Source organism: Pseudoalteromonas sp. SR44-8, from assembly GCF_014163635.1.
GTDB lineage: Bacteria > Pseudomonadota > Gammaproteobacteria > Enterobacterales > Alteromonadaceae > Pseudoalteromonas > Pseudoalteromonas rhizosphaerae.
Map to the genome: position 1 here is coordinate 60,626 of NZ_JACJDS010000017.1, position 12,788 is coordinate 73,413.

The 12,788-nt window shown below is 42.4% G+C and carries 13 protein-coding genes; 3 read left to right on the forward strand and 10 right to left on the reverse strand.

Features of this window, described 5'->3' with window-relative positions; all coding sequences use genetic code 11:
• Genes murG through mraZ form a run of 10 tightly spaced genes read right to left on the reverse strand, consistent with a single transcriptional unit; the run spans position 1 to position 11,127 of the window.
• Complete coding sequence (gene murG / locus H5183_RS10400) at positions 1–1,110, reverse strand: undecaprenyldiphospho-muramoylpentapeptide beta-N-acetylglucosaminyltransferase (protein WP_182731643.1); 1,110 nt, start codon at positions 1,108–1,110, stop codon at positions 1–3.
• A complete protein-coding gene (ftsW, locus tag H5183_RS10405) occupies positions 1,107–2,282 on the reverse strand; it encodes a cell division protein FtsW (RefSeq protein WP_182718050.1) in 1,176 nt (391 codons plus the stop codon). Before ftsW ends, murG begins: the two co-directional genes overlap by 4 nt.
• Complete coding sequence (murD, locus tag H5183_RS10410) at positions 2,279–3,604, reverse strand: UDP-N-acetylmuramoyl-L-alanine--D-glutamate ligase (protein ID WP_182731644.1); 1,326 nt, start codon at positions 3,602–3,604, stop codon at positions 2,279–2,281. Before murD ends, ftsW begins: the two co-directional genes overlap by 4 nt.
• Entirely contained in the window at positions 3,605–4,687 is a 1,083-nt protein-coding gene (gene mraY, locus H5183_RS10415; protein ID WP_145236872.1) for a phospho-N-acetylmuramoyl-pentapeptide-transferase, read from the reverse strand.
• Positions 4,681–6,069: a UDP-N-acetylmuramoyl-tripeptide--D-alanyl-D-alanine ligase gene (gene murF / locus H5183_RS10420; RefSeq protein WP_182731645.1), complete on the reverse strand. Its 1,389-nt coding sequence runs from the start codon at positions 6,067–6,069 to the stop codon at positions 4,681–4,683. The genes mraY and murF overlap by 7 nt, the downstream gene beginning before the upstream one ends.
• Positions 6,066–7,571: a UDP-N-acetylmuramoyl-L-alanyl-D-glutamate--2,6-diaminopimelate ligase gene (gene murE, locus H5183_RS10425; RefSeq protein WP_182731663.1), complete on the reverse strand. Its 1,506-nt coding sequence runs from the start codon at positions 7,569–7,571 to the stop codon at positions 6,066–6,068. Before murE ends, murF begins: the two co-directional genes overlap by 4 nt.
• Positions 7,564–9,381: a penicillin-binding transpeptidase domain-containing protein gene (locus H5183_RS10430; RefSeq protein ID WP_182731646.1), complete on the reverse strand. Its 1,818-nt coding sequence runs from the start codon at positions 9,379–9,381 to the stop codon at positions 7,564–7,566. The genes murE and H5183_RS10430 overlap by 8 nt, the downstream gene beginning before the upstream one ends.
• A complete protein-coding gene (gene ftsL / locus H5183_RS10435; protein WP_145236863.1) occupies positions 9,378–9,704 on the reverse strand; it encodes a cell division protein FtsL in 327 nt (108 codons plus the stop codon). The genes H5183_RS10430 and ftsL overlap by 4 nt, the downstream gene beginning before the upstream one ends.
• Positions 9,701–10,639, reverse strand: a complete 939-nt coding sequence (gene rsmH / locus H5183_RS10440) for a 16S rRNA (cytosine(1402)-N(4))-methyltransferase RsmH (protein ID WP_182731647.1) — start codon at positions 10,637–10,639, stop codon at positions 9,701–9,703. The genes ftsL and rsmH overlap by 4 nt, the downstream gene beginning before the upstream one ends.
• 29 nt (positions 10,640–10,668) lie before the next feature.
• On the reverse strand, positions 10,669–11,127 hold the full coding sequence (gene mraZ, locus H5183_RS10445) for a division/cell wall cluster transcriptional repressor MraZ (protein WP_145236856.1): 459 nt from the start codon (positions 11,125–11,127) through the stop codon (positions 10,669–10,671).
• Between the two features lie 506 nt (positions 11,128–11,633).
• Between mraZ and H5183_RS10450 the strand changes: the two genes are divergently transcribed.
• From H5183_RS10450 to H5183_RS10460, 3 genes are read left to right on the forward strand one after another with little or no spacing between them, the layout of a single operon-like run.
• Positions 11,634–11,978 carry a DUF883 domain-containing protein gene (locus tag H5183_RS10450; protein WP_182731648.1) on the forward strand — a complete coding sequence of 115 codons (345 nt, stop codon included), beginning with the start codon at positions 11,634–11,636 and terminating at the stop codon, positions 11,976–11,978.
• Positions 11,979–11,984: 6 nt separating this feature from the next.
• Positions 11,985–12,434, forward strand: coding sequence for a hypothetical protein (locus H5183_RS10455; protein ID WP_182731649.1), 450 nt, complete (start codon positions 11,985–11,987; stop codon positions 12,432–12,434).
• Positions 12,434–12,691 (forward strand): hypothetical protein, encoded by a 258-nt coding sequence (locus H5183_RS10460; RefSeq protein WP_182731650.1) that lies wholly within the window; start codon positions 12,434–12,436, stop codon positions 12,689–12,691. The genes H5183_RS10455 and H5183_RS10460 overlap by 1 nt, the downstream gene beginning before the upstream one ends.
• Positions 12,692–12,788 lie beyond the last annotated feature (97 nt).

A 12,788-nucleotide genomic window follows, 5' to 3' on the forward strand; every position in this document is an offset into this window, starting at 1 on the left:
TTAATTATCTCTTTTTTCTGTTACTTGCAGCGCTGACAAGGGGACACCTGCGGCATCCATACAATGCCATGCGACATTGGCAGTAGCTTCTAGTGTCGCCAATTGCTTAGCATTGCCTGCAAGTTCACTGATTAATGCTGGTTTGGCTAAATACGGGCGTAATAGTTCAACAATACTGTGTTGATTGAACTGCCCCTGTGGCATTAATAATGCCGCATTGCCATCAACTAAAAATTTTGCATTCGCAGTTTGATGATCGTCAACCGCGTGCGGAAACGGCACAAACACGGCCATTTTTCCTGCAGCAGCAATCTCACTTACGGTTAACGCCCCCGCGCGGCAAATTACAATATCTGCCCAGCTATAAGCGGTATCCATATCATCAATAAACTCAGCCACCTTAGCTTGTTCAGCACTAAAACCTTGCTGCTGATATGACTGTGTTACTGAGCCTAAATGACCTTTACCGGTTTGATGCCATGTATTGATCTGAAACTCTTCACTGAGCTGTTTAAATGCTGCTGGCAAAGTTTGGTTTAGCACCTGCGCACCTAACGAGCCACCAACGACCAATACGTTAACCGGGCTTGATACTTCCCGCATTGCCACATTTGCTACGCTGGCTCGTACCGGATTACCAACCACGTCACTGTATCCAGAAGCAAATGCTTGCGGAAATGCAGCCAACACTTTATTGGCAAACTTGGCTAGGTACTTATTACTCATACCCGCAACCGCATTTTGCTCATGGATCACCAGTGGTATACCTAAGCTTTTTGCGGCAATGCCAGTCGGCCCAGTAACATAGCCGCCCATTGCTAGCACAACATCAGGTTGTTGTTTTTTCAATACTTTGCGTGCTTGTAATATGGCATTAATCACCATAAAAGGGGCTTTTACTAAACGTGCAAGGCCATTGCCACGTACACCTTTAACATTAATAAAATCAATCTCAATATTATGCTTTGGTACAACCTGCGCTTCCATTCGATCAGCAGTGCCAATCCAACTCACTTGCCAACCTTGTTGCCTTAAGTGATCAGCCACAGCTATGCCGGGAAAAATATGCCCGCCAGTACCACCAGCAACAACGACTAATTTTTTATTCATCGCTTACCTCCACCGGATGTTGCTTGTTTAGTGGCCATTTTGGTTTCAAAATCCACGCGTAATAAAATACCTGCCGCAATAGTCATGATAAGTAAACTTGAGCCACCATAAGATACAAACGGCAAGGTTAAACCTTTGGTTGGCAAAATACCGGCACTCGCCCCCACATTAACCATGGTTTGAAATGCAAACCAAATACCTATTGCGAATGCAAAGTAACCTTCATATTCTTTGCCACATTTAAGTGCTTGCTGACCAATTAACAGTGCTCTAAACACCAAAGTACCAAACACCATTAAAATACTGACGATACCGATAAAACCTAACTCTTCGCCAATCACCGCAAAAATAAAGTCATTATGGGCTTCAGGTAAATATTGCAATTTTTGCACACTATTACCTAAACCTTGGCCAAACCAACCACCTTGGCTATATGCCATCAGCGATTGTACTAACTGGTAGCCTTTACCAAATGGGTCATCCCATGGCTCTAGAAAACCGACCACCCGCGCCATCCGATATGGCTCAACAATAATGAGCAATACGACTAAGCCTACGCCTGTTAATATCAAGGCAAAAAACTGCCATAACTTAGCCCCAGCTAAGAACAATAAGCCTACGGTAGTTACAAACATCACCACCACAGTGCCTAAATCGGGCTGTAATAAAATCAACAATGCGTAAACTGCAAACACCGCGATTGGCTTAGCAAAGCCTTTGATGTTTTCTTGAACTTCCTCGCGTTTACGCACTAAGTAACCGGCGATATAACTGAAAAAGAATAATTTAGCCGCTTCAGCAACCTGAAAGCCCACCGGACCTACTGGGATCCAACGTTTTGCGCCATTCACTTCACGCCCAACGATTAACACCACTATCAGTAGCGCCATGCCAAACAGTAATAAGTAAGGATTCGAGCGTTTCCACCAAGTCATTGGTACACAGCAGGTGATCCAAAACAGCACAAAGCCCATCGCCAAAAACATGCTGTGGCGAATAATAATATGATAGGGATTGTTAAATAAGCGATCAGCGGTCGGCATCGACGCACTCGTCACCATCACAAACCCCAAGCCAATTAGCATGATCACACAATATAACAGTGGCACATCGTATAACTGCGCCGAAGGCTTAGGAGTCAGGGTGTCACGAATATTAGCTAAAGCAATCATACTGCCTCCGCTAATACGCATTGACTAAAGTGCTCACCACGTTGCATATAATTGTTATACATATCTATACTGGCACATGCAGGTGCAAGCAACACAATATCGCCCGCAGTGGCAAGTTGCTTGGCAAGCATCACCGCTTGCTGCATATTTTCTGTTAAGTGGCCTTTGTCAGTCAACGCAACCAGTGCTTTGGCATCTTTACCAAAACAAATAAGCGCTTTAACTTGCTGTTGTAAATACGGCTTTAAGCTATCGAGATCGGCGCCTTTGGCATCGCCTCCGGCAATCACCACTAGTTGCTTGGCCTGATCGGCTAAACTTTCTATCGCCGCAATGGTGGCCCCGACATTCGTAGCTTTAGAGTCATTAAAATATTTAACCCCCGCTTGCTCGGCAACAAACTGACAACGATGCGCCAAGCCAGTAAATTGGCTAAAAGCTTGTGCAAACTGACTAGCACTTATATCAAATGGGCTCAATAATGCCATAACCGCTAACGCATTTAGCTGATTATGACGACCAACTACGGCCAAGCTACTAACAGGCAATAGAGCTTTGCCTTGATAACTAAAGTAACTGTCACCTTGATACGTCATTAAACAATAATCCGCATTTTCTAAGCCAAAGCTTAATTGCGGCATTGTTTGTGTATACGTTGCTGGGTCAGTCTTATTTACTACAGCCAGCGCGGCATTAGCATAAATCGTTTGTTTTGAATCAATATAGGCTTGGTAGCTCGGGTAACGGTCTAAATGATCTTCCGACACATTAAGTACCGTAGCGCTAACCGGTTTTAAGCTGTGCATCGTATCGAGCTGAAAACTCGATAGCTCTAATACGTAAACATCAAAATCATCAGCTAATAAATCCAGTGCGGCAGTACCAATATTTCCGCCAAGTCCGACTTTATAGCCAGCCGTTTTCAATACTTCATAAGCCAACGTAACGACAGTCGATTTACCGTTAGAGCCTGTTACAGCCACCACCGGCTTGTCTGTTAAACGAGCAAATAACTCAATATCACCAATCACTTCAACACCCGCTTGCATTGCTTGTGCAACTGCTGGAAGTGTTAAACTTAAACCGGGGCTGATGATGATCATATCAGCGCTTTCAAGCTGTGCAGTTGCCAAATTACCAAACTGCGTCGTTAAATTTAGCGCATGTTGTTGTAACCAATCACAACCGGGCGGTGATTGGCGACTATCAACTACATTAGGCGTTAAACCTTGAGATAATAAAAAACGCACAATGCCCAGACCGGTTACACCGAGTCCGAGCACTGTAATATGTTTGTTTTTCATCTCGTTTAAATACGTCATTTACCTGATCTTTAATGTTACTAGGCCAGCTAACACTAGCACGATAGAAATTATCCAAAAACGCACGATAACTCGTGGCTCAGGCCAGCCTTTTAATTCGTAATGATGATGGATTGGTGCCATTCTAAAAATCCGTTGGCCACGTAATTTATAAGAGCCAACTTGCAAGATAACCGACAGTGCTTCCATCACAAATACACCGCCCATAATGATTAAAATTAACTCTTGGCGAACTAATACAGCAATAATACCCAATGCTCCACCAAGCGCTAATGAACCAACATCACCCATAAATACTTGTGCTGGGTAAGTGTTAAACCATAAAAAGCCTAATCCGGCACCAACAATGGCGGTACATACCACAACCAACTCACTGGCCAATGGTAAATGTGGAATATGCAAGTAAGCTGAGAAATTCACGTTACCTGTTAAGTAAGCGATAATAGCCAATGCTGCTGCCACTAAAATAGTCGGTACAATGGCCAGACCATCCAAGCCATCGGTCAGATTCACAGCATTTGACGTACCCACCACTACAAAGTAAGTCATAACTATGTAAAACAAACCTAGTTGCGGTAATACATCTTTAAAAAACGGCACTACTAATGATGTTTCGTTGGCATGATTAGCAGTAAAAAATAATGCGCAGGCAACCACTAAGGCAATCACTGACTGCCAAAAATACTTCCATTTAGCAATTAACCCTTTTGGATCTTTGCGGATCACTTTACGGTAATCATCAACAAAGCCAACAATTCCCAATGAGCCGATCACAAACAAGGTAGCCCATACATATTTATTCGCTAAATCAGCCCACAGTAAAGTACTGGTAAAAATAGACGCTAAAATTAACAAGCCTCCCATGGTTGGGGTGCCCTTTTTCGATAAATGCGACTCCGGGCCATCGTTACGAACTACTTGACCAATTTGCATTCTTTGCAAAGCACGGATCAACTTAGGCCCAAAATACAATGAAATTAATAATGCCGTTAAAATACCAAATACAGCGCGAACGGTTAAATACGAGAACACATTAAATGCACTGTAATATTGTGTTAAATACTCAGCCAGCCAAACTAACATTGAGATACTCCATTGCGGCCAGTTTGCTGGCTGTTAACTAAATCTTGTACTAATAATTCCATGCGAGAACTGCGTGATCCCTTCACGACTATGGTGGTTTTTTGTGCTGAGTCAGTTAACTGTGCTTGTAATTGTTGTAACAGTTCCTCGCGGCTTGAAAAATGCCGCTGTGGTTTAGCAAATTCATCACTGGCGTATTGACTCAATACACCTAAGCTATACAACTCATCAATACCTTGTTGTTTGGCATAGGCGCCAACTTGTTGGTGATAAAGCGCAGCTTCTTCACCAAGTTCTCCCATATCACCTAACGCTAAAATACGCTGACCTTGTATATCACTAAGTAAATCAATCGCGGCTTTAACCGATTGCACATTGGCATTATAAGTGTCATCAATCACGGTTAGTGTTTCATTGACTTGAATAATGTTTACTCGGCCTTTTACTTCAGCCATGGTTGCTAGTGCCGTTGCCACCGCCTCAAGACTAACGCCAAATTCACAGGTTAATGCAGCTGCTATAAGGGCGTTTGTAACATTGTGACGACCTGGTAATGCAAGCTTAACGGGTACTCGCTGCTGCTTGGTACAAATATAAAAAGACGCCTGAGCTTGTTCATCGAGACTGACTTCTTCTGCCCAAATATCTAGTTGTTCAGTGCTTGAAAAACGTTTTACACTGCGCCCTTGTAACTTAGTAAGCCAACCATCACTGAATTCGCTGTCACAGTTAACTAGCGCAATGCCATGCTCTTTCAAACCATCGTAAATTTCACTTTTAGCCGTTGCTACACCCGCAAGAGAGCCAAAACCCTCAATATGTGCAGCTGCCACATTACAAACAACGGCAACATCGGGCTTAGTCATCGCCGTGGTATAGGCAATTTCACCAATATGGTTAGCGCCAAGCTCAATGACCGCATATTTGTGCTGCGGTTCTAGGCGTAACAAGGTTAATGGCACGCCAATATCATTATTAAAATTACCTTTGGTAGACAGTACTTCACCGTGAGGAGCTAAAATAGCTGCGCACATTTCTTTTACTGTGGTTTTACCGACACTACCTGTAATTGCGATAGTTTTTGGTGCCACACTGGCCATTACCGCAGCACCAATTTCACCTAGCGCAATACGCGTATCAGTAACTAAAAACTGTGGAATATCAACGGCAACTTTTTGACTAACAATAGCGGCTATTGCGCCTTTGTCTTTCGCTTGTTGTAAAAACTGATGGCCATCAAAATTAGGGCCTTGTAGGGCTAAAAATACTTCTCCTTCGCATACGGTGCGAGTATCGGTATTAATATTTTTTACTGTTTGATTATCACCTTGATAATCAGTTGCTAACACATTTGCTAGCCAATCAAAATCCATTGGGATCATAACTGCGATCCTCTTATTTGTTGTTCTTGTGGGTCTAGCTTTTGCTTTTGTTGTAAGTGCTGCAGGACAAATTTACGATCGCAAAAATCTATCCGTTGCGTACCAATTATTTGATAATCTTCATGGCCTTTACCTGCAATAAGCACTACGTCATTGGCATTTGCGTTATCTATTGCAAAGGCAATAGCATGAGCACGGTCAGCTTCTAAGTGCGCACGGTCAGGCTGGCTTAAACCAGCAGCAACATCTTTAATGATCTGCCATGGATCTTCGCTACGCGGGTTATCACTGGTAATAATTACTTTATCAGCATTTTGCTCAGCCGCTTGGGCCATCATTGGTCGCTTGCCTTTATCACGGTCTCCGCCGCAACCAAATACACAACTTACGCCACCGGGCACATGTTGTTGCAATGCTTGCAATGCTAAAGCTAACGCATCTGGCGTGTGAGCATAATCAACAATACAGGTTGGTTGGTTTGGCGCGCTAAATGCTTGCATGCGTCCAGCAACTGGTTGCAAGCTTGCACAACCCGCTGCCAGTTGATCTAATGGGTAACCTAAACCAAGTAAAGTTGCGATTGCAGCCGCTAAATTATATAAATTAAATTCGCCAAACAGCGGACAGGTAATAGCAATATCACCCCAACTTGTAGCCAACTGTGCCGATATACCGGTTTTATGGTAAGAAACATCAGTGAAGTACACAAACTTAGCACCTTGTGGCTGCAAGTTTTTATGGCCATAACACACTAAGTTATTAAAATCGTATTGTTCTAACCATTGCTCTACTTGGTTATCATCTTGATTTAGTACCACCAGCTGCGCGTCAAAATCTCGCATTAGCATTAACTTTGCATCGGCATAACTGGCCATATCACCGTGGTAATCTAAATGATCGCGCGATAAATTGGTAAACACAGCAGCTTTAAAGTGCGTTTTCGCAACACGCTGCTGTACCAAACCATGTGATGACACTTCCATCGCCACCAGTTTGTTATTGTCAGTGGCAAGTTGCGCTAATATTCTTTGTAAATCAACACAAGACGGTGTGGTATTGATTAACTCAGTTAAACTTTCTGGTTGCCCATATCCAAGCGTACCGATAATCGCTGATTGGGTGTCGCAAAACTTAGCTAAATGAGCAATCATCGCAGTGGTAGTTGATTTACCATTGGTGCCAGTAACACCCACCACATCTAATTGTTTACTTGGTTGCTGATAAAAATGACTCGCTAATGCGGGCAATTTCTTATTCAAATCGGAAATTAAATAAAGCGGCTCAAAATCACATTCAAACTCACATAAACGATCAGCAATTACTGCGACAGCACCATTTGCAATCGCTTTATCTATAAATTGTCCGCCATCTAATTGATGACCTTTAATTGCTACAAAGACATCCCCAGGGGTTACATCTCGACTATCTAAACGTAAGTGCCTTACTAATAAGCTTGTTGCTGCTACTTCTATTTGTTGTAAAATTATTTTTAAATCACGCATCATCATCTATGCCCTTCACGTAGGCAACCGAGCCTTTGTCTGGTGCCACGTTTAAAATTCTTAACGCATTGGAGATTATTTCTGCAAACACTGGTCCTGCAGTTGCACCGCCATAATAAACATCTCCACCGGGCTCATTGATCATTACAACAACAGCTAAACGTGGATTACTCGCAGGTGCTATACCAGTAAAGTAACCTACATACTCATCACCATAACCACCTGCGGCAGCTTTTTTAGAGGTACCCGTTTTACCCGCAGCACGATAACCATCAACTTTTACGCGGCTCGCTGTACCACCTTCTTCAAAAACGCTTTCCATCATATGCACAACCGCTTCAACATCTTTTTGTTGAAAAACACGCTCGCCTTCAGGGATTGAATCTTGCTTGAGGATGGTCAATGGTCTATTGATCCCGCCGGCACCTAACATGGCATAAAAACGCGCCATTTGTGCGGTGCTTACAGCAACGTTATAACCAAAAGAAAGTGCTGCAATTTCATGGTCAGACCAACGTCGATTCGGATAAAACAAGCCACTACTTTCACCAACCATGCCGGTGCCTGTATCTGAACCAAAGCCAACCTTTTGGAACAAGCCAACAAAGTAATCCTTCGGTACATCTTGCGTTATTTTTGTCACCCCCATGTTACTGGAGTACTTTAAAATCTCACGTAAGGTCATTTCACCATGGTTACGCGAGTCTGTAACTAACGTACCACCAATGCGCATCCAGCCTGGGTAAGTATCAATTTTATCATCCGGTTGGATTGAGCCGTAGTCTAACCCAGCTAATATGGCTAGAGGCTTAACGGTTGAACCTGGTTCGAACAAATCCGTGATCGCTCGATTTCGGCGTTTATGCGGGGCTGCATCATTTAAATTATTTGGATTAAAAGACGGGCTGTTAACCATCGCTAACACTTCACCAGTTTTCACATCGACCACCATCGCAGAGCCAGACGTTGCTTTGTAGGTTAGAACTGCTGATTTTACTGCTTTATAAGCAATCGCTTGAATGCGTTGATCAATACTTAAATGAATACTTTCAGGCTCGATCCGTTCACGTTCATCAAGCACTTCAACTTCACGACCCTGTGCATCTTTGCGAATTGTGCGACGACCTTCAACGCCAGTTAATGCGTTTTCGTAAAGCTTCTCTATGCCTTCGATACCTTTGCCATCAATATTAGTAAAACCAAGCACATGTGCGGTAACTTCTCCGGCAGGATAATAGCGTTTTGATTCATCTAATAGATGAATACCAGGCAGACGTAAGTCGCCAATATAATTGGCAACGGCAGGGGTTACTTGGCGTTTTAAATAAACAAAGCGGCGACTGGCATCATCCCGCAAGCGACCATTGATTGTTTTCGGTTCAATACGCAGTACGTCGGCAAGTTCACGCCAACGCAAATCATTTTTGTAGTACAACGCAATACGCTGTTCAAGTAGCGCGGTATTTTCTGCAAGAGCATTCTCATCTTCGCCATTTTTACGCGCTTGCTTGAGCACTTTAGCACGCAATGATTTATGCAATGCTTTAGGATCCGCATACACGCTTACCACAGGCACACTAACTGCAAGTTCTTTACCATGACGGTCAAAAATCATCCCGCGTTGCACATGCAACTTTTCCACGCGCACAGTACGTTTATTACTTTCTGAACGGGCTTTATCAGGCTCGATAACTTGTAAATAAGCAGCACGAGAAACTAAAGTAACAAAAACCAGCAGCACCACAGAGCACACCAGCATAAAACGCCATGTGATCAAACTATTAACTGGTTTTTTCCCTCTACTTCTCATGGTAGTACTATCACCTGTTCGTCTTGGCTTGTGGACCGTTTCATCTGAAGTTGCTCGATAGCAATTTCTTCAATGCGTGCATGTTGCGAATAAAACTCTTCTTCAACTAATAGGTAACGCCATTCTAAATCGAGTTCATCTCGCTGTTGTAACAACTGATCTTGCTCAATCAGCTCTTGGCGAGCAAAGTGAGTGACCTGCACCACACTCAAACTTGATGCGAATATCACAACCAACAAGGCCGAGGTTAGCTTATTAGCTCCTAGGCCTTTGATTATTTCTAAAAATAAATTGGGTTGTCGATGATTCGCTTTAGGCTTCATCCCAACCTCTGTGCCACCCTAAGTACTGAACTGCGTGAACGTGGGTTGCGGTCAACTTCAGCTTGGCTTGGCTTAATAGCTTTACCCACTGCCTTTAACGTCAGATTTTTATTTATTTGTGCATCAGTTAAAGGCAGACCTCTGGGTAATGCCACTCCCTTACTCTGTTTTCTAATAAACTGTTTAACAATACGATCTTCTAGTGAATGAAACGAAATCACCACTAACCGACCACCGGGCTTTAGTACACCCAGCGCAGCTTGTAATGCCGTTTGAATCTCTTCCAATTCACTGTTGATATAAATACGAATAGCTTGGAAAGTACGCGTCGCAGGATGTTTGAATTTGTCTTTTACTGGCACTGCTTCGTCAACTAAATCAGCTAGTTGCTTAGTTGTTGTAATCGGCGTATGTGCTCGCACTTCAAGCACTTTATGTGCAATACGACGACCAAATTTTTCTTCGCCATAAGTTTTGATCACATGAACAATCTCCTCCAGCTCGGCTTCAGCTAACCACTGCGCAGCACTGCGGCCGCTGGTAGGATCCATGCGCATATCAAGCGGGCCATCTTTCATAAAGCTAAAACCACGCCCGGCATCATCTAGTTGTGGTGATGACACACCGATATCTAATAAAATGCCATCTACTTTTCCTAATAGATCGTTTTGCTCTGCCACTTCGTATAGATTAGAAAAGCGAGTATGGGCAATGGCAAAACGACTATCATCGGCAAACTTTTCGGCAGACTTGATCGCTTGTGGATCTTGGTCAATAGCTTGTAATCGACCATGTTCACCAAGGCGCGCCAAGATTTGTCCAGAATGTCCGCCTCGGCCAAATGTACCATCCATATAAATACCGTCTGGCTTAATTGCTAGACCTTCGATGGTTTCGTCCATTAGTACGGAAATATGTTCAAATTGCGCTGTCATTAGCTATTGTTTGCCTTTTTATTGTGTGATCAGAGCGAAAAATTATCTAAGTCTGGGGTCGATTCAAACTCACCGAGTCGTTCAATTTCGGTGTCTTGGCGCATTTGTTCATGCCAACGCTCTTCATCCCAGATCTCAAATTTATTCATCAAACCGACCAACATGATTTTTTTGCCTAAATCAGCATGAGACCGTAACGACGGTGCCAGCAATATTCGACCATTTTTATCTAATTGGTATTCTGTTGCATTACCTAACAACATCCTTTGCATGCGTCGAGCGCGTGGATTCATATTGGAAATTTTAGCTAAGCGATCTTCTATATCCTGCCATTGCGCCAATGGATATAACCACAAGCAAGGCTCGTTCAGTGCGACAGTACAGATCACCGTCCCCTGATCTTCAGACAACAACGAGTCTCGGTACTTAGTAGGTACCGCAAATCGTCCTTTATCATCCAAACTCAGTGAACTCGCACCACGGAACATAAAAAGCCTACTCTAAAAGTTTGTAATTAATCTGTTTTGATTAATTTGATCCAATTTGATCCACTAAATACCACTTTTTACCACAGTGCTCCAGTTTAGGGCTTGACAAGCTATTTTGTCAAGTCAGCAAAAACCTATAATGGCGTGTTAAAGCCAGAAAAAATAAGGCCTAGCGCAAAGCTACTGAATTACGTGGGAAAAAGTGGATAACTACAAAAAAAATATTTTATTCTGAGATAAAACAAAATAAACAGACTTAAATGATTAATGAATAATCAATGAACAGTTACAAAATATTAGTAGCGAATGACTGCTTAATAGATCTTGTAAAATTTACGCGATCTTTTTGCAATAGTTACTTAAAACGCTGTTATTTCAAACAAACCAATTCGGAAAATTAAAAGTAAAACATTGATTTATAAGTAATTAAATAAGATTGTAGAAGTGGTACGAAGGCTGCAACAAGTATTACACAATTTAGTTTTAATATTTAAGGAACGATTACTATGACTACTTCAACATCGAGTTCTAATTCAGCTGCAAAAACCAGTAAAAAAGTTGATGACATCGCTGCTCACACTGAATCGCCATTAACAGATAAAGCAACCTCAGCGGCTCATCTTGCTGTTGATTCGCTGTCTTCTAAGGCTGCAACAGCAGAGCAAAATATTCGTCATGGTGCTTCAAGCTCAGCTGAAACTCTGACTGAAAAGCAAAAAATTGCGCGTGAAAAACTGTCTGAATACAGTGGTAAAACTCGTCAATTAGCCGCTGAAAATCCGCTTGCTACAGCTGGTATTGCGTTTGCAGCCGGTATGCTAGTAACTGCACTATTTCGCCGTAGCAAGTAAGCGATTATGCAACCACATACCGATCCTAAAGATAAACAGCATCAAGCCGCTGATCCTGCACCGCAAAGTGCTGATCAGTGGCAAGATCATCTTGCTAAATTGTCTCAATACGGTGAACAGCTTTATCAGGACTATCGCCAACAGGCCGGTATTTGTAAAGAATTAGCGAGTGCCGAGTGGCGACTATCAACCCGCTCTTTGGCATTGACTATTATTTTACTGGTAAGTTTTGCCGGTGGCTTAGTATTGTTGTGGGCCGGTTTGCTGATCACACTTGGCTTTGCGATTTTTGCCTTTAGTCAATCAATATGGCTCAGTGCTGTGTGTCTAATTGGCTTACAATTGCTTTGTTTGATGTGGCTGTGGAAAAATATTGGTTATATCAGCAGTAAAATTGGCTTTGATAAAACTGCGCACAGCATTAAACAATTACTCAATATAAATAGGGGTGAATAATGCTAATTGATTATTTTATTAAGAAACCAAATCATAAAGTTCGTCACTTAAGTCAAAAAATGAATAGCATCAATGCGTTAAAACAGCAACATCATCAAGCTTTCAATTACCGACTTAAACGCTTTGCAGTATCGAATGTCGGTATTGCCAGTGCCTTTACGGCAGGTGCAGGCTTTCAAGCGCTAAATAGTCATAACCAAAATTCATCCAAAAAAATAAAGCTAAGTCAATTTAGCTGGTTATTACGTTTACTATAATAATGAGGTTTACGTAGCGCAATCATACTCTTTTGCGTAGTTGCTCTATTATTTATTAGAGAAAGTATAAATAACCTTTTATTATATATGGTTATTT

Coding starts and splice junctions, on each gene's coding strand:
- rsmH (WP_182731647.1), bottom strand. CDS start 10,639: ATGACAGCGCAATTTGAACATATTTCCGTACTAATGGACGAAACCATC.
- H5183_RS10430 (WP_182731646.1), bottom strand. CDS start 9,381: ATGAGAAGTAGAGGGAAAAAACCAGTTAATAGTTTGATCACATGGCGT.
- murD (WP_182731644.1), bottom strand. CDS start 3,604: ATGACGTATTTAAACGAGATGAAAAACAAACATATTACAGTGCTCGGA.
- H5183_RS10455 (WP_182731649.1), top strand. CDS start 11,985: ATGCAACCACATACCGATCCTAAAGATAAACAGCATCAAGCCGCTGAT.
- ftsW (WP_182718050.1), bottom strand. CDS start 2,282: ATGATTGCTTTAGCTAATATTCGTGACACCCTGACTCCTAAGCCTTCG.
- mraZ (WP_145236856.1), bottom strand. CDS start 11,127: ATGTTCCGTGGTGCGAGTTCACTGAGTTTGGATGATAAAGGACGATTT.
- murF (WP_182731645.1), bottom strand. CDS start 6,069: ATGATCCCAATGGATTTTGATTGGCTAGCAAATGTGTTAGCAACTGAT.
- H5183_RS10460 (WP_182731650.1), top strand. CDS start 12,434: ATGCTAATTGATTATTTTATTAAGAAACCAAATCATAAAGTTCGTCAC.
- H5183_RS10450 (WP_182731648.1), top strand. CDS start 11,634: ATGACTACTTCAACATCGAGTTCTAATTCAGCTGCAAAAACCAGTAAA.
- ftsL (WP_145236863.1), bottom strand. CDS start 9,704: ATGAAGCCTAAAGCGAATCATCGACAACCCAATTTATTTTTAGAAATA.
- murG (WP_182731643.1), bottom strand. CDS start 1,110: ATGAATAAAAAATTAGTCGTTGTTGCTGGTGGTACTGGCGGGCATATT.
- mraY (WP_145236872.1), bottom strand. CDS start 4,687: ATGTTAGTTTGGCTGGCTGAGTATTTAACACAATATTACAGTGCATTT.
- murE (WP_182731663.1), bottom strand. CDS start 7,571: ATGCGTGATTTAAAAATAATTTTACAACAAATAGAAGTAGCAGCAACA.